Here is a 22161-nt window from a genome sequence, read left to right on the forward strand (position 1 = left end):
TGATTGTATCAGAAAGAGTTGATATTCTCTATAAATCACATAACTTGGAAACAGGAATACTCACTATGAACTTTGTCCAGTGTCCGAGCATTGAATCTACTTCAAGTGTTCCCTTGTGCTGATCTGTGATAATGAAATAAGAGACTGAAAGCCCCAGTCCCGTTCCTTTTCCAACATCCTTGGTTGTATAAAACGGTTCAAAAATCCTTTTCCTTGTTTCTTCGTCCATGCCGGGTCCATTATCTTCAACCTCGACACGAACCATGTCTCCAGCCCGGTTGACCCTGAGAATAAATCTGGGGCCTCCCGTGCTGTATGTTTTTTCAGACATCGCCTCTGCACCATTGCGGAAAATATTCAAAAATACCTGCTGGATTTCATTCCCTTCACAACAAACATTTGGGACGTGCAGATCATATTCCTTTACGATCTCAATCTGCTTGAAATCATACTCTTTTTTCAGATCATAATCACTTGAGGCCAGCTCAAGAGTTCGGTCCAGAATCTGCGGGATGCTGTGCTCAGCACAAACCTTGTCACTTTTACGGCTGAAGCTGAGCATGTTTACAACAATCTTTGCAGCTCTGTTGCCTGACTCAACTATACTATCGAGCATCCGGTTAAGCCCCCGCTCGTGAAAATATTTTTCGAGAGCATCAATCGTTATTCCGCAGTCTTCTGCTACAACAACATTTTTATTGAGCTTTGAGGATACTCTCCGCTTGATATTTTGAGCATGGCCGATAATTACAGCCAGCGGATTGTTGATCTCATGAGCCATACCTGCAGCAAGACCTCCTACAGACATCATTTTTTCGCTCTGCATAATCATCTGCTCAAGATTCATTCGTTCTGTGATATCATCAATTCTTATGACAGCTCCTTCAACGCCTTCTTCTTTAAGAGGGTAGATTGTCACATCCTCAAATCTTGTCCTGTCTTTAGAGTATCGTCTTAACTTGGGGTCGTTCTGCATTTCCCCGCTTATCAATGCCTCTCTGACCTTATCCATCTCACAAGCAAGATACGGAGCGGCCAGATCGAGAGGTTGCCCCAATACATCCTTCTGACTCGAACCGATTAAGCGCTCGGCTTCCCGGTTCCACTGAGTTACATTACAATTCTTATCAACTCCGATGAGAGCTGACGGCATTGAGTTGATCACATTAGACAGGTAACTTTGAACAAGTCTCAACTCTTTTTCCGCTTTCTGTCTCTCATTAAGCTCAGCTGTCAATTCTCTTGTTTTCTTTTTAACCCTGTTGCGCAGCAGCCAGGTCAATAGAATGAAAAATGCAAGAAAAAACAACAAAGGAGTCAAAATCAAAACCGCATAACGAACAACCTCCCGGTAAATACTCTTTCTTTCGTAAGTATCGAACCATTTGGCATATATCTTATCATATTTACCTGAATTTTTAACCAGACTGAGCCCCTCATTGATCTTGGCCAACAACTTTGTATTACCTTTCTTGACGGCAAAACAGTAATCACCAAAAGCAAATGCGGGGCCTACAGTCATGATATTCTCAAGACCAGCCTTGTCTGCTATAAATAAATTCTGAAGTTTACCAAGGAGTGCGGCGTCATGCTTTCCTGAATTGAGAAGTCTCAGTCCCTCTTCCTGTGAAGTTACTGTTATGATTTCAGCATCAGGATAATTAATCTGGACATATTCATGCATAATATCCCCATTTTGAACAATAATTTCCTTGTCATGGAGATCTTCGAGAGCATCTATTGAAGAATCCTTCCTTACGAAAATAGAATGGGAAATCACATTATGAGGTACAGAAAAGTCAAATTTTTCAGCCCGTTGCTCAGAATAAAACATCCCCAGAAGGACATCACACTTTCCCTGATCCAGATCATTCACAACTTCGGACCAACCTTTTAAGGTAATCCGGATTTGCAATCCCTCCACTTCTGCTACGGCCCTGAAAACATCGACATTAAAGCCGGACGGAATACCGTTATCCAGAAATTCATAGGGGGGATAATGAAAGTCCCCTTCAGCCACTATCGTCTCAGCGGACACATTACCTGCACAACTGCACACAACCAGCAGGACTAGAAACAATACTGGTAAAACATTTAATCTGCCGCCTGTTCTCATGTGCCCTGTCCTGAAATTCAGTTTTGTATATCACTGTAAAATTTTACTGTATTAATACAATTCAATGATGATAACCATCCTAACAAATTAATTTTCCACTCTACCTGATCATAGATCAATTAGATAAAATATGTCCAGTAAATACAAAATTACATTAGAAGATTATTTTCATCAGCTAAAAAAAAAGGAGTGGCAAAACCACTCCTTGAAATAAATATATATTTACCAGATCAACAGGACTTAAGTGCCCTTTTTATAAAATTTAAAGCTTCATCGTACAGTGCTGGAGGACTGTACGGAGTAAGCAGCTTGGTTCTTACTGCGCCGACAAGATTACACAAAACCACCGAAGAAGTCTCCGGCACCGGAACCTCGGGTATTGATCCGTCACGTACGCCGCGGGCTACACAGTTTTCAAGGAGCATTGGGATCTGGGCAAACTTGTGGACCATAGCATCTCTGTCCGCCCCGGTTTTAAGATCGCTGAAAGGAGAACACCTGATCAGGACAAGAAAATCTTCCTCAGGATCAATTGAAAATTCAAGATAGCGGCGGGCAAATCTGACAACAGCATCGTAACCGTTTTCCGCCTGCACAATTTCATCCTGCAAAGCCAGACTGAGTCTTTCTGCAACATCAAAACCGGCAGCACGGAACAATTTTTCCTTGTTGCCATAATGATGAGACAAAAGCCCTACAGCCACTCCGGCCCGGTCTGCTATTTTTTTGAAAGTTGTTCCGCTATACCCCAACTCGCCGAACAGTTCCTTGGCAGATTTCAACACTGTATCTTTCTTGGTCATAACAACACTCTTTATCCCAACTATGTAATAAAAACGTAATAATATAGTTACGGAAAACCCTATTAAAGGTCAACACGCAAAGTGATTACATTTCAAGAATAAAATTATTTTAAAAACAACCCCTTAATGCATAGAACCGAATATCCGACCATCTCCCCAGAAAGGACAAAAGCCCCTCCAGAAATTGGAGGGGCCTAAGCTTTAAGGAATGGAAACGGAAGGTGGTTTTACTCAATCATGATCTGTGAAAACCTGATGCCGCCGCAATTTATATACGCGCATCAGCAATCTTCAAAAGGACCATAGTTTCAGTCCGACAACTTCTGGGAGAGATGCGGGCTTCTCCCAAGGTTGCGTCTAGGTGATTCTCTCAAAAAGCTTCAGTGGTGAATCTTTGTTCAACTGTCTTTATCGATGCTGTTCAGACTTGCCTGTCTAGACCCCTACAGTCCTCCAGCCAAGGAACTATGCTACAATAAACGCCTACTTCAGCCCTTGAGGACATCTACCCCGAACTCTTTTTCAGAGCGACATCAACTGGATACAGTATCTACGTTCAACCTTGGTTCCTGTCAACCATTTTTGGATACTTTTTTCAGTTGCACCAAATTTATAATTTAAGGCGCTGTTTTATATGAATTTATTTTTTTAAAAATCAAATCACAAACTGCCGACAAGCTGTATATTACCTAAAAAATATTGACTGAATGAACGTACAATCAGTTTTATGGTTCGCCATTACCACACTTTCAAAGCATGCTCTTTCCGATATAGTTGCAGCAACTTTCAGCATAGCGTAATATGAAAACATTATATAAGGAGACTACACATGATCTTTTCAAAAATTCTCATTCCTGTTGATGATTCCAGGCACTCCGAAAGTGCTGTCAGTTACGGTTCTTCACTTGCAGAACTTTCAGGAGCAAAAGTAATCCTGCTCCATTGCCACAGACCGGTTCCCACAGGACTCGGCGAACCTAATTTCCAGAAAGCAATTGATAATGCAACGCGGGAATCTTACGCCATTCTTGAAAAACACAGTGCAACTCTGACTGCCAGAAAGATAAAGTACAGCGAAAAAATAATCGGCGGTTCAATAGCCAAAACGATTAAATCCGTCGCTGAAGCTGAAGATTGTGACCTGATAGTCATGGGTTCCAAAGGTAAATCAGATCTGGAGGGACTGGTGGTAGGAAGCGTCACCCATAAAGTGCTGCATATTGCCCCTTGTCCGGTTCTTGTGATCAAATAGACAGTAAGAAAATCATTCCTCTTGCAAACAGATTGTAATTATCATGCTTTTAATTTAAAAATCGAGGAAAGACGGCCAAAGGAAGATTAATTTTCCCAACAAGAAACGGAGTAGTTCATGCGGCTTTTGACACGATCTGATTTTGACGGACTTGCCTGTGCAGTCCTTCTGAAAGACATCGGGATCATGGACAACTGGATGTTTGTACATCCCAAAGATGTGCAGGATGGAAAATATCCGGGCGACCCTAACGATATTGTTGCCAATGTTCCATATATTGAAGGATGTGGCTATTGGTTTGACCACCACTCCAGTGAAGACGAAAGACTTAATATGGACATGGACTTTCAGGGAATGTCCAAAAACGCAAAAAGCGCCGCAAGGGTTATATGGGATTTCTTTGGTGGACATGAAAAGTTCGGCGATAAATTTGACGAGATGCTCTACTATGTCGACAAAGTGGACAGTGGAGATCTGACAGTAGAAGAAATTGAGAATCCTAAAAAATGGATTCTGCTCGGCTTCATAATGGACCCCAGAACAGGCCTTGGACGCTACCGTTATTTCAACGTCAGCAATTATCAGTTGATGGAAAACCTTATTGAATACTGCCGGTCTCTTCCAATTGACGAAATTCTGGACCTTCCCGATGTCAAAGAACGTGTGGAGCTTTACTTTGCAAGAGATAAGGAATTCCGCAAGATGCTTGAAGACCGGGTCGAACTTTTCAGCAATGTTGCCATCCTCGACCTTCGGGAGCAGGAAGAGATTCATCCAGGAAACCGCTTTACAATTTATTCCATGTATCCGCAGTGCAATATCAGCATCCAGATCATATGGGGTAAAATGAAACAGAACACCGTGTTTTCCGTTGGGCACAGCATAACCAACCGCACCAGCAAGGTCGATGTCGGAAGTGTTATGCTCAAATTCGGAGGAGGCGGCCACAGACAGGTAGGAACATGTCAGGTTCCTCATTCCGAGGCAGACGCCGTACTTGGACAGATGGTCGCAATGTTCATGGATAAATAAGACTCAGTTCAAATATTCAACAGACCCCGCTGACTCTGCAACAGCAATCAGCGGGGTCTTTTTTGGGCATATTGTTTATCTAAGATTGACAAAACCCTAAAAATAAGTATAAATTAGATAAACAAAAAAAAACATCAAAAAGATAGCCATATGAATCCTGACTTTGCTGAAATAATTACTCCTGAAGCCTTTCGGAAGGCTGAATTTCCATTGATGCTCTCTGTTGTAGCAGCCGGATTTCCTTCCCCGGCAGATGACTACATAGATAAAAAAATGGATCTTAATGAGCATCTGGTGAGACATCCTACCGCTACTTTTTTCGTGCGCGCCAGCGGTGAATCCATGCAGGACGCGAATATACATTCAGGCGACATCCTGATTGTGGACAGAGCCCTTGACGCAATACACAATTCAATCGTTATAGCAGTTCTGGACGGCGAATTAACCGTCAAAAGACTTAAAATCAGGGACAAAACTATCTACCTTGCTCCCGAAAATCCGGAATACCCGGTAATTGAAGTAAACAGGAACACATCCTTTGAGATCTGGGGCGTAGTCACCTACATAATACATAAGGCCGGCCTATGAAAATATTCGCACTGGTGGACTGCAATAATTTCTATGTTTCCTGTGAACGTCTTTTCCGCCCTGGACTCGTAAACCGTCCCGTTGTGGTACTTTCAAACAATGACGGCTGCGTCATAGCCCGTTCTCAGGAGGCAAAAGACATTGGAATTCCCATGGGAGCTCCTGCTTTCAAATATAAGGGGCTTTTTCTGCACCACAATGTCACGATCTTTTCATCCAACTATTCACTTTATGGCGATATTTCACGCAGGGTAGCGGGAACACTGAAAACCCTAACTCCGGAAATGGAAGTCTACTCCATTGACGAATCATTCCTTGAATTTCCTCCCCAGTATCTCAAAATGCTTCCCGAGATAGGCCCGGAAATAAGACGGAAAGTTCTCAAGTGGACGGGAATTCCGGTGTCTGTGGGCTTCGGACCGACCAAGACCCTTGCCAAGGCCGCCAACAGACTTGCTAAAAAAAATCCGAAAACCAACGGGGTATTCAGCCTGTGCGCCCGCAGGGACATGGATAGACTACTTAGCAGAATACCTGTTACCGACGTCTGGGGAATCGGCAGGAGACATGGGAAAAGACTTCTCGGCCGGGGCATAAAAAATGCGCAAGAGTTTAAAAACCTTCCAGACCTGTGGATTAAAAAAAACATGGCCATAACCGGGTTGCACACCGCTCTGGAATTGCGCGGAACTCCCTGCTTTGAACTGGAAACAGCCTCGCCGCCAAAGAAAACCATCACCACTTCCCGCTCGTTCGGACGCCCCGTCTCAAGTCTTCAGGAGATGGAAGAATCTATAGCCGCCTACGCGGCACGAGCCGCGGAAAAATTACGTGAGCAGAGATGTCTGACCGGAGGTATCCTTGTCTATCTGACAACAAACAGATTCAACAACCTGCCCCAATACTCCAACAAGGCAACCCATATGTTCCCCGTCCCGACGGATTATACCCCGGACCTTATAAAAACAGCGCTGCAGGGAATCCGTAAAATTTACAAAGAGGGGTTCATGTACAAAAAAACCTCGGTGACACTTCTTGAAATCTGCAATAAATACAATCGTCAATGCAACCTGCTGGAAATGAACAACAACACAGTTGCAAACAAACGCAACTCACTGATGAAACTGCTCGACACGACGAACAGCCGCTTCGGGCGTCATACTCTGAGTTACGGGTCCGAAGGGATCGGACAGCCATGGCAGATGAACCGCAATCACAAATCCCCTTCTTATACAACCAACTGGGATGAACTACCTGAAATCAGCTAAAATTTGATCAACCCCACTCCTGAATCCAAATTGCAATACGGCTTTTTCTTGCCCAATCGAAAAGTTTAAGGCATTAAACGAAGAGAAATAAAACTTAAACCTCCCGGTTCAAGGGAGCACAGGAACAACTCTTTAGAACTATGAAGAACCGTTCATTTGTGCGGATAAGAAAAAAAGCCGCTCTGCTGGGCCTGCCACTTATAATAGCGGCCCTGCTTACCGGATGCGGTACCAAGAAGGAAGCCGTCGGGCTTCATCAGACTGGCACAGTCGCCTTCATGCTAAATCAGGATGAAGCGGCTTCGGTGTATTTTGAAAAGGCTATCAATTCCGACCCGGATTATGCCCCGAGTTATATTATGCTCGGAGACTGCTACCTTCGTGAAGGACGTTTCAAAGAAGCCATTGATGTAATTCAGAAAGGCCTCACCCTTAAGCTTGAAGAAGGGCATAAAAGACTGGCACATAGAAAGCTTGCCAGAGCATACAAGCAACTGGGACAAACGGACCAGGCACTGGAGCACATCAAGATATACACCCGTATGTCTGTCTATCAGGACAAGCTAACACCGCAGAAAGTTTCGGAAACAGAAACATTTGTGGCTGAGCTTGGCATCTCCGACGGAAACGAAACCGTACTGGTCAGCCAGATAGTTGAAGAAACCATGAAAGCCCGCGAAAGCTCCGAGCTCAAAAGACAGAAGGAGCAGGAGACCGACATCATGGATATGCTGACATTCGGTCTCATGTAGTAAAATCCCAACCCAAAACCCATATCCCGCATTTCTATAATGATATGCGGGATTTTTTTATCCATAATTACGCAGACAGGCAAAAGAGAAATTTGACGGAATACCTTACTTTGTTTTATCAGGACAAGCTGAAATGACTTCTGGCGGAGTTCATTGTCCGGTTCCAAGGTAACTTCTCAACTCAACGGCCCGAACTTTAAAATTTACGTCTGCAACTCCAGTCCCACAATAGCTGGGACGGAATTATACCTACGTATATGTTAGTTATATTTAACTTGACAGGTTCGTTATTTGGCTTAAAACGGTTGCGTATTTTTGAAAATCCGGTTTCTTAACCAAATATATATTGAAAAAACCAGAAAGACTCAGGAGATTCGCTTTGAATCCCAAAACAGATAAAGTACTTATTGCCAACAGAGGCGAAATTGCCGTGCGCATTATGCAGGCCTGTAAGGATCTAGGGCTTGATTTTGTTTGCGTATACACGGCGGAAGATAAGGATTCCGGACATGTCACCATGGCCAGAGAGCTCGGTGGAGAGGAATCCGTTTATAAAATCAGATCCTATATCGACGCCGGAGATATTCTCTCCGTAGCAGACGAAACAATGTGCACCGCTGTTCACCCGGGATACGGATTTTTCTCTGAGAACTTCCGTTTCGCCCGCCGGGTAACAGAAAGGGACCGCCCCATGACCTTCATCGGTCCATCATGGTGGGTTATTCAGGACCTCGGTGACAAAATCAACACCAAACGTCTGGCCCGCAAGCTGGATGTTCCTACCATTCCCGGCTCCGACAGAGCCATCTATGATGAACTTGAAGCTGAAGAAATCGCCGCCAACCTTTTTGAATTCCAGGAAAAGCAGGGAGTCAAAAACCCCGTCGTCCTGGTAAAGGCATCAGCCGGCGGTGGCGGTATGGGAATTGACGAAGTATACTCCATTGAGGAGTTCCGTCAGGTCTACCGCAGAATTAGAAACTACTCTCTCCGTACATTTAATGATGAAGGCGTCTTAATCGAACAGCGCATCTTCAACTTCAACCATCTTGAAGTACAGATCGTATCTGAAAGATCCGGTAAAAAGCATGTGCACTTCGGTACACGCAACTGCTCAGTACAGAGCCCGGGACGCCAGAAAAGGATTGAGGTTGCCCCCGGTTTCTGTCCGGGAAGCATCGCCTACTCCTTTGATGCCCAGAAGGTAATGGACGACATCGTGGAACATTCCCTGAACATGGCCCGTGAAATCAATTACGACAATGTGGGGACATGGGAATGGATCGTAACCCCCAGAGGCGCGCCTTTTCTCATGGAAGTAAACACCAGAATTCAGGTTGAAAACGGTGTTTCAGCAGCAATATCCCGCATTAAAGGCGAAAAGGATGTCAACCTGATCAAAGAACAGATCAGACTCGCTCTAGGCGATGAACTGGGCTACACTCAGGAAGATATTACCTTTGAAGGTGTCGGAATTGAATACCGGATAATCGCGGAGGACACAGACGACAAGTTTGCCCCGTGGGCCGGTAAAATCGAGAATCTAGGCTGGAAAGAGCACGAATGGCTTAAAATGCACACGCATATCCCCACAGATGAGCCCTATCAGATTCCTACAGAATTCGACCCCAACCTTGCTCTGGCTATTATCTGGGGCAAAGACCTTGAGGAATGCAAGAAACGCGGACTCGAATTCCTTGATGAGTTCGTTCTGGAAGGTAAGGACAGAAAGGAAGTCTCCCTCAAGTCCAACCTGAAGTTTCTGGGCGAGAAAACAACAAACATACTGGAATTCTAATAATACATTATGGATATAGAAAAAAAACTGGACGGGTTGATCAAGCGGGTCCAGTATGCGCGTGACATTCTCGGCGAGACCGAAGATAAGCGCCTTACTGCCTTTGCCAAAAAGCTTGATACTTTCCTGGACCGTAATATAAATCTGACTCAGGAAGCTCTGTGGGATAAACTCCACACTTATGATGAGAGCCTTGTTGTTCTGGAAAAAGACATCGATGAAAGCCTGTCCGCCATGGACAAGGTGCGTATCGTGCGTCATTCCGAACGTATCTGCCTCGAAGATATCCTCGAAAACGTCTATGACAACTATACCGTTGTCGGCGGAAAAGATGATATGAGCATTGATCCGGGCATGGTCATAGCCCGGGCCTATATTTCACGCCGTGTGGGCAAGAAAGTCCATAACCAGCCCGTGATGGTCGTTGGACAGGAAAAAGGGCACGGTCAGGAATTCCGCAACGGCGGCTGCATCAAGCCCTGGGGTAATGCGAACGCCCTGCGCTACATGAAAGTAGCGGCCCGAGAGAACATTCCCATCCACACCTATGTCTTCACTCCGGGATCATATCCCATTGAAGATTATCCGGGAGCAGCACAGCAGATTGCTGAAAACATCTACGAGATGTGCGGTCTTGACGTACCCATTATTTCCGTCATTTCCGAAGGCGGTTCCGGTGGTGCGGAAGCCATTGCCATGGCTGATAAAAGGCTGATGCTTTCACACGGTTATTATTCCGTTATCTCCCCTGAAGGAGCGGCCGCTATTGAAGGTCGAATCCGTGGCGGACAGCGTGCTCCAAGCAAGCTGATAGAAACCTGCGCTAAATCCCAACACATCACTGCGGATGACAACCTGCGTTTCGGTTACATTGACGGCATTATCCGTGAGCCTGCACTCGGCGCGCGACCTGAGCACTTTGATTTCTATAAAATGGTCCGCGCCGAAGTTATCCGCGCTACCGACGAAGTGGTTCTGAGCGTAAAGGGACTTCGCATGTTCCGTCGTGCGGCGATCAAAAACCGCAATAAAAAAGAAGTGACCAACGAATCAGTATTTGTACGCTGGTCTATAACCCCCAATGCCAAAGAACGGTTGCTCTGGAAAAGGTACAAGAAATACCGCCGTATGGCCCAGAACGCCTTTGACGACAAACGCTCTTTTCTTGAAAAGCTCAACTCCGCAAAAGTTGACGCAATGACCGCAGCGTATTCAACAATCCGCTACGATATGATCAAGAAATACCAGAGCAAAATCCAGTCTCTTGCAGATGAGGCAAAAGATGAGATCCATGTTGTCACTAATAAATTTGATAAATTCAAGCACATGATCATTGGCCAAATGGGTGGAGGCTCCAAGAGTGCTTCGGAAGTAGAACTGTCTTTGACAAAACTTTCCGAAGATTCTGAACCGGATATTCCGCCATCCGATTATCGCCATTATGTAAGCCCTCGTGCGAGCGAAGACAGGGAAATAACCTGTCCCAACGCAGAGGAAAGCGGATGTCTTGAAATCTGGTCCCGAGACCTTTTTGATGAATTTGCAGGGGTCTGCCCCACATGCGGTCATCACTTCCCCATGGAATACCGTTGGTACATGGCCAACGTGTTTGACTGGGGAACTGTACGTGAATTCAATAAATCCATCTGCTCCGCCAACCCGACAGATTTCCCCAACTTTCAGGAAAGACTGGACGCGGCCAAGGCGAAGACCGGATTACAGTCCGGATGTATTACCTATGAAGCAGCAATCAAGCACACAAAGGTAACCTGCGCGACTCTGGTCGCCCCTTTCCGTGGTGGTTCCGTAGGTGCCGCCGAAGGTGAAAAGTTCATTAGGGCGCTTGAGCTTGCCGGTAAGAAACGCTACCCCTTCCTAGCTTATGTCCACGGTACTGCTGGTATCCGTATTCAGGAAGGAACCAACGGCCTCATTCAGATGCCCCGTGTTACCATGGCAGTGCGCCGTTACATTGAATCCGGTGGACTTTATATCGTACTCTACGATACCAACTCCTACGCTGGCCCTGTAGCCAGCTTTCTCGGTTGCTCACCATATCAGTATGCCGTACGCTCCTCACGCATCGGTTTTGCCGGCCCCGGAGTAATCAAGGAAACCACTGGAATGGAGATCCCTCCGGATTACCATTCTGCATACAACGCCCTTTCCCGCGGTCATATTCAGGACATCTGGGACAGGCGCGACATCCGCAGAAACCTGCATCAGGCATTCCTGACTGTAGGTGGACGCAATCTTTACTACAGATAAACATAAAGACCCGCTGTAATTCCCAGCGGGTCTTTTTTTTGGCTACCAGCCTATTGCTTAATTCTAAAGCAAAGTCAGCAGAATTGAGAAGAAACGATTGATCTGCAGTATAAAAGCCCTTGCCTGATCTCAGACAAGGGCTTTTAAATATCCATAAATTAAAGTGGTTATCTAATCATTTTCCGTAAAGCGCTCATCAGATTTTATTGATTCCGACTTGACCGCATTCTCTTCCAGCCAGCCGAATCTGGTAGCAGGAACAGCATCAAATTTTGCTACATAAGGCTTAATATCAATAAGCGGAGTCTTATCAAGCACGTCCACTCCGCGAATCTTAAGAATATTTCCTTCAATACCGAGCAATTCAACTGTGGACATTCCAATCATATTAGGCCTGCGTGGTGCGCGGGTAGAAAAAAGCCCTCTCTCCACAGTATCCATAAACGGCTTAACTTTAAGTTTAAAATCATTATTTTGATGGAAATGGTAAAGAAGAATTATATGAGAAAAACCATCCAGATCCTCGAGTCCTTCTTCCAAAGCTCCATATAACTCTATTTCGCCCTCGACATCTTTAGCTCCCGCCGGTTGAATAGGCATACCTTCAGGAGTCTTGAAGGGTGAACGAATATGTCCGATCGGGTGAAAAATTATCGCGTCTTTCTCTTTCAAAGCCATATTATCCTCAATAAGTTTTGCCGTGAACCCATATAATATTCCCACAAAGCAGATTTAAAAACTGTTCCGCCAGGATTAATTTTAATCAACTTGCTGAAAAGAACGACCTTTCTGAGCGCAGAAAATAAACCGCCCGCAGGGTCATCCTGTCAAGCAGACTTACATATATAATATAGATTAAAAAGATGGTAAAAGAAAAATGCCGGAGGCGAAAACACCTCCGGCAAACTTTTAGAAAAAGTCAGGATCAACTGCTGCAGGACCATTTGCCAGCATGACTTTATAAAACCTGATAATTTTCTCATCCACAGGAACGATAGGAAAGTTCTTGCGACATGCATCACAGGTTGCCATCGCCGGTTGTGTCGGAGCGATATAAGGGACTTCCCTGCCGCAGAACGGACAGGGAAACATAAAAATAATCTCCATCCCGCTAGGTTTAACCGGGGAAAGAGGCTTACGACTTTCTGACATTAATTAATTCTCCAACAGGTTTTTACCAGTCATATCTTCAGGTGTTTCAATCCCCATATGCTTTAGAATGGTCGGGGCAATATCGCATAGAGCCCCTTCTACGGGTTTGGAATCTTTCAGAGAATCACCAATGAACACAAGAGGAACATTATTCAAACTATGAGCGGTCTGAGGACCACCGTCAGCATCAATCATCTCTTCGGCATTCCCGTGATCGGCAGTAAGAAAAACAGATCCTCCCAGTTTTTCCACAGCCTCAACGATCTTTCCTACACAGGCATCCACTGTTTCACAGGCCTTGATGGCGGCAGGAATTATTCCAGAATGGCCTACCATATCGAGGTTTGCAAGGTTACAGATACAAAGGGGATACATAGGAAGAGCAGCAATTAATTTCTCGGTTACTTCCTCGGCACTCATCTGAGGCTTCTGATCATAAGTGGCTACTTCACGGGGAGAAGGTATAAGAATTCTATCTTCTCCGAGGAAAGGCTCTTCACGGCCGCCATTCATAAAATAAGTCACATGCGCATATTTTTCTGTTTCAGCAATACGCAGTTGTTTAAGCCCTTTACCGGCAACTACCTCACCAATTGGATTGGCGATAGAAAGTGGCGGGAATGCGGTACTGAAAGGGAAATCCGCCTCATACTGAGTCATGGTCACGAAATCGCAGAGAGCAGGAGTTACAGGACGCTCAAATTCAATGAAATCACTCAATGCCAAAACCCTGCAAAGCTGGCGGGCCCTGTCGGCTCGGAAGTTGAAAAAGAAAACGCCATCACCATCTTTGATCCGGCCATCCACACCGGATACAAACCGGGGCTTTATGAATTCGTCAGTTTCACCGGCGGCGTAAGCTTCAACAACTCCCTGCACGGGATCGGAGATTTCGACTCCCTCACCGAGCACAAGGGTTTTATAAGAGAACTCATTTCTCTCATAATGCTTGTCACGATCCATTGAATAATAACGCCCTGAAACAGTGGCTACTTTACCGATACCTATTTCAGCCATCTTATCCTGAAGCTGCTTCATGTAGCCTTTACCGCTGGTGGGTGAAGTGTCACGCCCATCCATGAAAGCATGGACAAGAACCTCTTTCACACCAGCATCTCTGGCAACTTCCAATAGTGCGAAAAGATGATTGATGTGAGAGTGCACTCCACCGTCTGAAAGAAGCCCCATGTAATGAAGACGTCCACTGCCGGCCTTGACTTTATCCATAAGGCTGCTGATTGCGGGACGGGCGGCCAATTCTTCTTTCTCTATGGCGATATCAATCCGGGTCATGTCCTGATAAACAACCCTGCCGGCTCCGATATTTGTATGACCGACCTCGGAGTTACCCATAAAGCCGTCCGGAAGCCCTACCGCTCTACCGGAGCATTTGAGCTGAGTATTTGGATACTTGTCAAACAGCCCGTCAAGAACAGGAGTATTGGCGAGTTTGACAGCGTTTCCGTTACCTTCGGGTGCTATTCCCCAACCGTCAAGAATCAATAAAAGAGTCGGAGAGCCGGATTGTTCAGACATGATTGGATACCTTATTCGCAGTCTATTCCTGCGGAGTAATATTTAATTCCATTCTGGTCCCTTCAGACCAGAGTCCTTCAACATTGTAAAAACCGCGGTTTTCATCCTGAAAGATGTGGACGATAATATCGTTCAGATCGAGCAGAATCCAGTCTCCGGACTTATACCCTTCCATACCGAGATATTCGATATTATCATCGGCGAGTTTCTCAAGTACATAGTCCGCAAGGGCCTGAGCATGTCGAACACCTTTTGCCCCTGCAACCATCACCACCTCGGCGATAGGGCAGATACCCTGCACATCAACTGCAGAAATTTCGTTTGCCTGTTTTTCGTCAAGCCATTCAGCAACAAGCTGAACTTTGTCCGCAGTCTCGATCTGTTTGAATTTTTTAGCTTTAGTTTTCATTCTCTTTAATTATTTTATAATAAAACGGCGATTTGCTTAATAAAACCGCACTTGCTTCTGAGTATAATGCAGAGATTAAAAGGAAATCCTTCTGTGTTCAACCCATCCAACACAGGCAACAAACCACAGTCTACCACATTACGCCCAACGTACAATATGATTATATAGAGAATTTATGTCCGCTACGCAATCATATGTATAACTGTTTTTGAAATAATTTTCAATTGTGAAAACAGTTTTCGATTAACAACATATTTTTAGTTCACATAACAACAAAAATAGATGATAAAAATGAATTGTTGACTGCGGGCAAACACTTATGACATACATATGCGCATGATCAGCCACGACTTTTTCCTTTTTATCTTTTTTTTCTTTTTTAGGACTAAAATTTAGTCTGCTCGTGGTTATGGACATACACACTGATGAGAGTTTTCCGGGCCACGGGCAAACCCCCGTGGCCTTTTTTTTTAACAAACAGAACCTGTTACCGGGGATAGAATACAAGGAGGCAAGCCATGATCTTCGATGTAGACAAGGAAACGATGCCCAGGGAAGAGCTGGAAGGGCTGCAGCTTAGAAGACTTCAGAACCTTTGTGAGCGAGTTTATGCCAACGTTCCTTTTTACAACAGAAAATTCAAGGAACTGGGCATAGAGCCCAAAGACATAAAGTCCCTTTCAGATATCACAAGCCTGCCTTTCACTGAAAAGCAGGACCTGCGCAACCACTACCCTTTCGGCCTCTTCGCCGTTTCCAAAGAAAACATCGTACGCATCCACTCTTCCTCCGGTACCACTGGTAAAGCTACCGTTGTGGGCTACACAAAACGTGACATCAAAAACTGGGCGAACATGATGGCCCGTTCTTTCGCCATTGCCGGAGCCACCCCGGAAGACAGTATTCACAACGCTTACGGTTACGGCCTTTTCACAGGCGGACTTGGAGCTCACTACGGAGCTGAAGCACTCGGAGCGACCATAATTCCGGTTTCAGGCGGCGGAACAAGACGCCAGATCATGCTTCTCAAAGATTTCGGCGCGGATGTTATCTGCTGTACTCCTTCCTATGCTCTCTTTCTCTACGAAACAGGCAAGGAAATGGGCATAGACTTCCGGGAACTTCCTCTACGAATAGGTATTTTCGGCGCAGAACCGTGGACCGAATCCATGCGCAAGGACATTGAATCCAAACTCAATATCAAGGCGCTGGATATTTACGGCCTCTCAGAAATAATGGGCCCCGGTGTAGCCATGGAATGTGCTGAAGAGCAGAACGGCCTTCACATCATGGAAGACCATTTCCTGCCCGAAATTATCAATCCGGAAACCGGAGAGCATGTGGAACCGGGCGAGGTAGGAGAGTTGGTTATCACCACTCTGACCAAAGAAGGAATTCCGCTTATCCGCTACCGTACCCGTGACCTGACCCGTCTTAACTATACCTCCTGCCGTTGCGGACGAACTTTTGCCCGTATGCAGCGTGTCACCGGGCGCAGTGATGATATGCTCATTATTAGAGGAGTAAACGTCTTCCCGTCTCAGATTGAATCTATCCTTATTGAGACTGAAGGACTCTCCCCTCACTACCAGCTCGTTGTTGAACGCGATGGCAATCTCGATATCCTGACCGTCAAAGTTGAAATTGCCGGCTCCGCATTCTCTGATGAAATTAAAAATTTACAGAGACTCGAAAGAAAGATACAAAAGAATATCAAGGAATTCCTTGGCGTAACTGCAAGAGTAAAGCTTGTTGAGCCTAAAAGTATCGAACGTTCCGCAGGTAAAGCCAAGAGAATCATCGACCTGCGTAATCAGGACCAGTAGTTGAACCTATCAAAAGCGAGGAAACACCATGAAATGTGACCAGCTATCTATATTTCTTGAAAACCGTGCCGGAAGACTTGCTGAAGTAACCAGACTGCTCACCGAGAACAAAGTCAATATCCGCGCACTCTCACTTGCCGACACCTCTGATTTCGGTATCCTGAGACTCATCGTGTCCGACTTTGAAAAGGCCCAGGCTGTGCTCAAGGAAGCGGGTTTCACTGTCGGCAAAACTTCTGTAGTTGCAGTTGTTGTTGACGACCAGCCCGGTGGACTGCACAATCTTCTCGAAATGCTGCGTGGAAACAACATCAACGTTGAATACATGTATGCCTTTGTCCATCAGTCCGGCAGCAACGCGGTAATCATTTTCCGTTTTGACCGTACCGATCAGGCAATTGAGCTTCTCACTGAAAATGGAATCAAGATGATTCCCAGTGAAGAACTCTGCAAGCTTTAGTCCCGTCTCTTCCAGCCCGCATAAAATTTAAATTTTATGCGGGCTTTTTTGCGTCTGAAAACCGGGAAGAATGTCCCCTATCCACTTGGAGAAGCTAAGCTTAATCACAAAAAAATCAGCCACCTTACAGATCATGCCTTGATGAGGATTTGTTCATGAAAATGTGGTATACAAAAATAGATTTTGCACAAGATACGCAACTGGCTCAATTAAATCAGTTAAATTTCGAAAACTGGATATGAATATAAAATTACTGGAGAAAGACGGCCCCTGCCGCTGGCGGCTGAAAAAAAACGGGACCATGAATGTGGATGCCCTTTTCTTTGGCGACAAGGATATCATCCTGCAGCTGGACGAAACAACACTCGCTCAGGTGCGTGATGTTGCTTCCCTACCAGGTGCAATCGATCCTGTGTGCGCAATGCCTGACGCCCACTCCGGTTATGGATTTCCGATAGGCGGGGTCGGTGCTTTCGATCCCAAGCGGGGTGTAATTTCAGCCGGAGGAGTAGGTTTCGATATTTCCTGCGGTGTCCGAACCCTGACCACAGGATTAAAAAGGGAAGACCTTATCACCTGTGACGAAACTCTCGCCGACGAACTTTTCAGGCGTATCCCTTCAGGGACTGGAGTCGGTGGAAATATTCGGCTCGAAGATGATGCCATGAATGCCATGCTTCTCGGAGGAGCATCATGGGCAGTAGGCGTGAATATGGGACGTCCCGAGGACCTTTCCCGAATAGAAAATAACGGGCGCAACTCCTTTGCAGATCCTTCCAAAGTTTCACGGCAGGCCAGACAACGTATGCTGAATCAGATCGGATCTCTCGGGTCTGGAAACCACTACCTTGAAGTTCAGTATGTAGAAGAAGTTTATGAGTGCGAAACGGCTGAAGGATTCGGTATCAGTGAAGATGACATTGTGGTCAGCATCCATTGCGGTTCTAGAGGACTGGGACATCAGATAGCCAAAGACTACCTTCCGCTCATGGAAAAAGCTGCACCTTCTTTCGGAATCAAACTTCCGTCACCCGATATAGCCTGTGTCCCGATCAATTCAGAACTTGGTCAGGATTACCTCGGTGCTATGGGGGCCGGAATAAACTGCGCACTGGCTAACAGACAGGTTATTACGCATCTGGTGCGTGAATGTTTTGCTGATATTAATCCGAAAGCAAATCTGAACCTGCTGTATGACGTAAGCCACAACACGTGCAATAAAGAAGAATTCACCATCAAAGGTAAAAAAAGGACTCTTTATGTTCACCGCAAAGGGGCCACCCGGGCTTTGGGGCCGGGACACCCTGAACTTCCAAGGGAATTCAACAAATTGGGACAACCGGTAATTATCGGTGGCAGTATGGGAACAGCATCATATATTCTGGCAGGAACTGCCGAAGCTGCAGAAATGTCTTTTTCCTCCTGCTGCCACGGAGCAGGTAGAACCATGAGCCGGGCCAAGGCAAGAAAATCTTTCAAGGCCAAAAAAATCCAGAAAGACCTTGGCCGAAACGGTATAATTATCCGGACAAATGGGCTGCGGGGAATAACTGAAGAGGCTCCACAGGCTTACAAAGACGTCGACAGCATTGTAAACTCTACTCAAAAAGCAGGTATTTCCAAAATGATTGCCCGCCTCCGACCAATTTTATGCATTAAGGGCTGAAAATTTGTGGAAATAGATTTAGTTTTGAATTAAATTCACGGGATGAACAATCTTGATGTGATTAATAAAGACTGGCTGGATACAATGGCTTCAACAAAGAAAGAGTTCCTCCATAAGCTCTTCAGTGTCTTTCTGCGTGATGAACCTGCAAGAGTACACAAAATAAGGGAAGCTCTGGAAGCGGGAGAAATGGACGAACTCAAGTACCTTGCCCATTCACTCAAAGGGGCTGCAGCCACAATGGGAGCGGACAGGGTTCGGGAAGCCTGCCTGAATTTGGAGTACAGCGCCCGAGACGGGGACGAAAAACTTTCACATGAAAACCTGCATGTCCTTGAGGTGGAGATGGATCAGGTTTACAATTTCATGAGCAAGTTCGTTCAATAGCATCTGATATGCCGGAGCAGGGTACGCATAAGAATGCTCCGGCTGATCAGACTCTGACAGCAACGCCGATGGTAATCACCTTTTCTGCAGGTATTTTCAGATAATCAAGAGGTTCCTCGGCCATTGAACTTAAAAGAATAAACAATTTCCTTTTAAACCTGCCCTTTTTAACTTCCTCATCAAACCTCAAAAGCATTCGTCCGACATAGAAATAACTGTCAGAGCTGCTGATTCCCAATTGGTTCCATGACTGGACCAGAACGAGGGAAAGGTTGGGTTTTTCCATAAAACCGTAATTGACGGTAAGCCATGAAATATTTTTATCTATATTTTTTACTGAAATACGCCTGCGCGGATCCAGAAAAGGATCACTTAATGTCTTTACCCTTAAAAAAACAAGCTTCTCATGCACCACCCGGTTATTTCTCAAGTGCTGCAGAAAAGCCAAGGGAATGAAGTCTGAGGCAGTAAAGAAGACCGCTTCACCGGGAACTTTAGCCAACATATATTTTTCAATTTCCAGCTTGAGATCAGAGACCTCAAGCCCTCTTTTACGCAGACTTTCATGCAGTTCAGCACGCCCATTGACCCAGACATACATTGCATAGGATATAATACCTGCCAGCAGAATCGGGAACCAACCGCCCCCACCAAGCTTGGTGAAATTGACTATAAAAAACTAAGATCAAAAATTGCAAAAAAACCGGTAAGAATTGCTACTGGGAGAAAAGACCACTTTTGAACTCTACGCAGATAAAACCAGAAAAGGTAGGTCGTTATGATCATGGTACCTGTTATGGCAATCCCGTAAGCTCCCGCAAGGTGCTCCGACCCCTCAAAAATGATCACCAGTAAAATGCAAGCTGCTGCCATTATCCAATTAACGGAACGCACAAATACTTGTCCCGGGTTATCTTTTGAAGTCTGCACTATTCGTATCCGGGGTATAAACCCGAGATGTACAGCCTGAGCGGTTAGGGAAAAAGCCCCAGAAATAATTGCCTGTGAAGCAATTACAGCTGCAAAAGTAGCCAGAACGACCATCGGCAGCATCATAAAATCAGGAAAAAGACTGAAAAAAGGGTTAATTATTGTGTCAGGATTACTGATTAACATTGCCCCCTGTCCAAGATAGTTAAAAAGAAGACTGGGCATAGCAACCAAATACCAGGCTATGGTTATGGGCTTACGTCCAAAATGCCCCATGTCCGCAAATAAGGCCTCGCCCCCGGTCACACAAAGAACCACAGCCCCCAGAACCATACATCCGGTCAAACCGTTATCAGCAAAAAAACGAACAGCGTGGTAAGGGCTGAAAGCCTGCAGAACTTCCAGATTCTGAACAGCTGCACCTAATCCGGCAACTCCTGTAACTGTAAACCAGAGCAACATGACAGGACCGAATAATTTCCCAATTCTATCTGTTCCGAATCTTTGTACAGAGAATAATAAAAAGAGAATCGTGCAGGAAATATGAGTTGTGTACCGATGTGCTGCATCTGTCGCAATATCTAGCCCCTCGATAGCAGATAAAACAGAAATCGCAGGAGTAATGACTCCGTCCCCGTAAAGTAAAGCACCACCAACCATAGCGGCTACAAGCATGAACGCAGAAGTTCTTTTCTTATTCCTATCTGAGACAAGTTCGTAAAGAGCGAAAATTCCTCCCTCACCATCATTATCTGCATCCATAACAAAAGTGACGTACTTCAGACAGATAACTATCAGCAAAGCCCAGATAATAAGAGACAGCACCCCAAGAACGTTTGCAGGGTTCAATGTTATGGCATGATGCCCGCTGAAGCAGGCTTTCATGGCATAAAGCGGGCTGGTTCCTATATCACCAAATACCACACCGAGCGCGCCAAGTGCCATTCCCATCTGGTATTTATTTTTGATCTTTTCTCTCATTATAGACCCCTAAAGCAGACCCTCAAAAAAAACTTAAAGTAAAACTTCATCTTTAAAATAAAAAAAGGCCGTATCCCATAGGATACGACCTTATTAACCTTTTAAGAAAGTTAATTCTACTTCATTCAGATTACAGGACTAAAAAATGTCAGCCATGGAGTAAAGTTTACCGGGCTTCTGAGTGCTCAGCCAGCGGGCTGCACGCAATGCACCCTGCGCGAATGTTTCGCGAGAATGGGCCCTGTGAGTCACTTCAATACGCTCGCCGGGTCCGAGGAAATAAGCAGTATGATCACCAACTACATCACCGCCGCGCACTGCCAGCACGCCGATTTCATCCTGTGTACGCGCTCCGATAATACCGTCACGGGCATGTTTTTTAACTTCATCATAAACAAGCCCACGGGCTTCCGCCATGCACTGTGCGAGTTTAAGTGCAGTCCCACTGGGTGAGTCAACTTTCTTGTTATGATGGATTTCGGTCATTTCCATATCATAAGCAGGGCCGAGCATCTTAACGAGTTCGGGCAGAATCTTGAGCAGAACATTAACTCCGACACTCATGTTGGGGGCGAGAAAAACAGGAACTTTCTTTGCAAACTCCTCAACTTTCTCAATATCCTCATTAGTCATGCCGGTAGTGCCTATAACTACGGGATTGCCGGTTACGGCAGCGGTTTCAAGGAGATTCAAGGTTACAGCCGGAGCGGTAAAATCCACAACAACTGCTCCCGGGACCTTGGTCAGCACTTCTTCAGGGGAAGTTCCGCAAACACAGCCCAGGGAATCAAGCCCATCTTCGCAGCCCTTTCTTTCAAGAACTGCCGCGAGCTTAAGATCTTCACTCTGCTGAGCACAACGGACAAGGGTATCGCCCATACGGCCTTTAGCACCCATAATTACTACTTCAGTCATATCAAGCTCCTGGTAATTTACA

Annotated in this window: 19 protein-coding genes and 1 pseudogene; 11 read left to right on the forward strand and 9 right to left on the reverse strand. The window is 45.5% G+C overall.

The window, feature by feature from the left end:
* Nucleotides 1-28: 28 nt before the first annotated feature.
* Together ACZ5PW_RS13085 and ACZ5PW_RS13090 are read right to left on the reverse strand one after the other, a co-directional pair.
* Nucleotides 29-2116 (reverse strand): transporter substrate-binding domain-containing protein, encoded by a 2088-nt coding sequence (locus tag ACZ5PW_RS13085; protein WP_464554435.1) that lies wholly within the window; start codon nucleotides 2114-2116, stop codon nucleotides 29-31.
* Between the two features lie 230 nt (nucleotides 2117-2346).
* A complete protein-coding gene (locus tag ACZ5PW_RS13090) occupies nucleotides 2347-2919 on the reverse strand; it encodes a TetR/AcrR family transcriptional regulator (protein ID WP_464554436.1) in 573 nt (190 codons plus the stop codon).
* Nucleotides 2920-3748: 829 nt separating this feature from the next.
* Here ACZ5PW_RS13090 and ACZ5PW_RS13095 point away from each other — a divergent pair.
* The 7 genes from ACZ5PW_RS13095 to ACZ5PW_RS13125 all read left to right on the forward strand — a co-directional run bounded on the left by ACZ5PW_RS13095 (nucleotide 3749) and on the right by ACZ5PW_RS13125 (nucleotide 11877).
* Nucleotides 3749-4171, forward strand: coding sequence for a universal stress protein (locus ACZ5PW_RS13095; RefSeq protein WP_464554437.1), 423 nt, complete (start codon nucleotides 3749-3751; stop codon nucleotides 4169-4171).
* Nucleotides 4172-4288: 117 nt separating this feature from the next.
* Complete coding sequence (locus ACZ5PW_RS13100; protein WP_464554438.1) at nucleotides 4289-5203, forward strand: exopolyphosphatase; 915 nt, start codon at nucleotides 4289-4291, stop codon at nucleotides 5201-5203.
* A 150-nt stretch (nucleotides 5204-5353) separates the two neighbouring features.
* Nucleotides 5354-5791, forward strand: coding sequence for a LexA family protein (locus ACZ5PW_RS13105; protein ID WP_464554439.1), 438 nt, complete (start codon nucleotides 5354-5356; stop codon nucleotides 5789-5791).
* Complete coding sequence (locus ACZ5PW_RS13110; protein WP_464554440.1) at nucleotides 5788-7059, forward strand: Y-family DNA polymerase; 1272 nt, start codon at nucleotides 5788-5790, stop codon at nucleotides 7057-7059. The genes ACZ5PW_RS13105 and ACZ5PW_RS13110 overlap by 4 nt, the downstream gene beginning before the upstream one ends.
* A gap of 140 nt (nucleotides 7060-7199) precedes the next feature.
* Nucleotides 7200-7811, forward strand: coding sequence for a tetratricopeptide repeat protein (locus tag ACZ5PW_RS13115; protein WP_464554441.1), 612 nt, complete (start codon nucleotides 7200-7202; stop codon nucleotides 7809-7811).
* A 379-nt stretch (nucleotides 7812-8190) separates the two neighbouring features.
* On the forward strand, nucleotides 8191-9609 hold the full coding sequence (locus ACZ5PW_RS13120; RefSeq protein WP_464554442.1) for a biotin carboxylase N-terminal domain-containing protein: 1419 nt from the start codon (nucleotides 8191-8193) through the stop codon (nucleotides 9607-9609).
* A 9-nt stretch (nucleotides 9610-9618) separates the two neighbouring features.
* Complete coding sequence (locus tag ACZ5PW_RS13125) at nucleotides 9619-11877, forward strand: carboxyl transferase domain-containing protein (RefSeq protein ID WP_464554443.1); 2259 nt, start codon at nucleotides 9619-9621, stop codon at nucleotides 11875-11877.
* Nucleotides 11878-12048: 171 nt separating this feature from the next.
* Here ACZ5PW_RS13125 and tsaA read toward each other — a convergent pair whose 3' ends face one another.
* The 4 genes from tsaA to rsfS form a co-directional block, all read right to left on the reverse strand.
* Nucleotides 12049-12555: a tRNA (N6-threonylcarbamoyladenosine(37)-N6)-methyltransferase TrmO gene (gene tsaA / locus ACZ5PW_RS13130; RefSeq protein WP_464554444.1), complete on the reverse strand. Its 507-nt coding sequence runs from the start codon at nucleotides 12553-12555 to the stop codon at nucleotides 12049-12051.
* A 231-nt stretch (nucleotides 12556-12786) separates the two neighbouring features.
* Nucleotides 12787-13029 (reverse strand): hypothetical protein, encoded by a 243-nt coding sequence (locus ACZ5PW_RS13135; RefSeq protein WP_464554445.1) that lies wholly within the window; start codon nucleotides 13027-13029, stop codon nucleotides 12787-12789.
* Nucleotides 13030-13032: 3 nt separating this feature from the next.
* Nucleotides 13033-14565, reverse strand: coding sequence for a 2,3-bisphosphoglycerate-independent phosphoglycerate mutase (gpmI, locus tag ACZ5PW_RS13140; protein WP_464554446.1), 1533 nt, complete (start codon nucleotides 14563-14565; stop codon nucleotides 13033-13035).
* A gap of 22 nt (nucleotides 14566-14587) precedes the next feature.
* Nucleotides 14588-14974, reverse strand: coding sequence for a ribosome silencing factor (gene rsfS, locus ACZ5PW_RS13145; RefSeq protein ID WP_464554447.1), 387 nt, complete (start codon nucleotides 14972-14974; stop codon nucleotides 14588-14590).
* Nucleotides 14975-15492: 518 nt separating this feature from the next.
* On the opposite strand from rsfS, the gene ACZ5PW_RS13150 reads away from it, so the two are divergent.
* The 4 genes from ACZ5PW_RS13150 (at nucleotide 15493) to ACZ5PW_RS13165 (ending at nucleotide 19313) form a co-directional block, all read left to right on the forward strand.
* Complete coding sequence (locus ACZ5PW_RS13150) at nucleotides 15493-16800, forward strand: phenylacetate--CoA ligase family protein (RefSeq protein WP_464554448.1); 1308 nt, start codon at nucleotides 15493-15495, stop codon at nucleotides 16798-16800.
* A 28-nt stretch (nucleotides 16801-16828) separates the two neighbouring features.
* Nucleotides 16829-17260: an ACT domain-containing protein gene (locus ACZ5PW_RS13155; protein WP_464554449.1), complete on the forward strand. Its 432-nt coding sequence runs from the start codon at nucleotides 16829-16831 to the stop codon at nucleotides 17258-17260.
* Between the two features lie 238 nt (nucleotides 17261-17498).
* Nucleotides 17499-18926 (forward strand): RtcB family protein, encoded by a 1428-nt coding sequence (locus ACZ5PW_RS13160; protein ID WP_464554450.1) that lies wholly within the window; start codon nucleotides 17499-17501, stop codon nucleotides 18924-18926.
* A 57-nt stretch (nucleotides 18927-18983) separates the two neighbouring features.
* Entirely contained in the window at nucleotides 18984-19313 is a 330-nt protein-coding gene (locus ACZ5PW_RS13165; protein ID WP_464554451.1) for an Hpt domain-containing protein, read from the forward strand.
* 46 nt (nucleotides 19314-19359) lie between these two features.
* Here ACZ5PW_RS13165 and ACZ5PW_RS13170 read toward each other — a convergent pair whose 3' ends face one another.
* The 3 genes and pseudogenes from ACZ5PW_RS13170 to dapB all read right to left on the reverse strand — a co-directional run bounded on the left by ACZ5PW_RS13170 (nucleotide 19360) and on the right by dapB (nucleotide 22139).
* Entirely contained in the window at nucleotides 19360-19914 is a 555-nt protein-coding gene (locus ACZ5PW_RS13170) for a KUP/HAK/KT family potassium transporter (protein WP_464560407.1), read from the reverse strand.
* A pseudogene (locus ACZ5PW_RS13175) lies at nucleotides 19903-21224 on the reverse strand (KUP/HAK/KT family potassium transporter); the annotation flags it as partial. The pseudogene ACZ5PW_RS13175 and the gene ACZ5PW_RS13170, both read right to left, overlap by 12 nt.
* A 138-nt stretch (nucleotides 21225-21362) precedes the next feature.
* Complete coding sequence (gene dapB, locus ACZ5PW_RS13180; protein WP_464554452.1) at nucleotides 21363-22139, reverse strand: 4-hydroxy-tetrahydrodipicolinate reductase; 777 nt, start codon at nucleotides 22137-22139, stop codon at nucleotides 21363-21365.
* Between the last annotated feature and the right edge of the window lie 22 nt (nucleotides 22140-22161).

It is taken from the genome of Maridesulfovibrio salinus (assembly GCF_055394525.1).

Excerpts from the sequence above, each read along its gene's own strand:
- ACZ5PW_RS13135 (WP_464554445.1), bottom strand. The coding sequence starts at position 13,029 with ATGTCAGAAAGTCGTAAGCCTCTTTCCCCGGTTAAACCTAGCGGGATG.
- ACZ5PW_RS13170 (WP_464560407.1), bottom strand. The coding sequence starts at position 19,914 with ATGTATGTCTGGGTCAATGGGCGTGCTGAACTGCATGAAAGTCTGCGT.
- ACZ5PW_RS13155 (WP_464554449.1), top strand. The coding sequence starts at position 16,829 with ATGAAATGTGACCAGCTATCTATATTTCTTGAAAACCGTGCCGGAAGA.
- ACZ5PW_RS13125 (WP_464554443.1), top strand. The coding sequence starts at position 9,619 with ATGGATATAGAAAAAAAACTGGACGGGTTGATCAAGCGGGTCCAGTAT.
- ACZ5PW_RS13115 (WP_464554441.1), top strand. The coding sequence starts at position 7,200 with ATGAAGAACCGTTCATTTGTGCGGATAAGAAAAAAAGCCGCTCTGCTG.
- ACZ5PW_RS13095 (WP_464554437.1), top strand. The coding sequence starts at position 3,749 with ATGATCTTTTCAAAAATTCTCATTCCTGTTGATGATTCCAGGCACTCC.
- ACZ5PW_RS13160 (WP_464554450.1), top strand. The coding sequence starts at position 17,499 with ATGAATATAAAATTACTGGAGAAAGACGGCCCCTGCCGCTGGCGGCTG.
- ACZ5PW_RS13105 (WP_464554439.1), top strand. The coding sequence starts at position 5,354 with ATGAATCCTGACTTTGCTGAAATAATTACTCCTGAAGCCTTTCGGAAG.
- ACZ5PW_RS13100 (WP_464554438.1), top strand. The coding sequence starts at position 4,289 with ATGCGGCTTTTGACACGATCTGATTTTGACGGACTTGCCTGTGCAGTC.
- ACZ5PW_RS13085 (WP_464554435.1), bottom strand. The coding sequence starts at position 2,116 with ATGAGAACAGGCGGCAGATTAAATGTTTTACCAGTATTGTTTCTAGTC.
- gpmI (WP_464554446.1), bottom strand. The coding sequence starts at position 14,565 with ATGTCTGAACAATCCGGCTCTCCGACTCTTTTATTGATTCTTGACGGT.
- ACZ5PW_RS13090 (WP_464554436.1), bottom strand. The coding sequence starts at position 2,919 with ATGACCAAGAAAGATACAGTGTTGAAATCTGCCAAGGAACTGTTCGGC.
- ACZ5PW_RS13110 (WP_464554440.1), top strand. The coding sequence starts at position 5,788 with ATGAAAATATTCGCACTGGTGGACTGCAATAATTTCTATGTTTCCTGT.
- dapB (WP_464554452.1), bottom strand. The coding sequence starts at position 22,139 with ATGACTGAAGTAGTAATTATGGGTGCTAAAGGCCGTATGGGCGATACC.
- ACZ5PW_RS13150 (WP_464554448.1), top strand. The coding sequence starts at position 15,493 with ATGATCTTCGATGTAGACAAGGAAACGATGCCCAGGGAAGAGCTGGAA.
- rsfS (WP_464554447.1), bottom strand. The coding sequence starts at position 14,974 with ATGAAAACTAAAGCTAAAAAATTCAAACAGATCGAGACTGCGGACAAA.
- tsaA (WP_464554444.1), bottom strand. The coding sequence starts at position 12,555 with ATGGCTTTGAAAGAGAAAGACGCGATAATTTTTCACCCGATCGGACAT.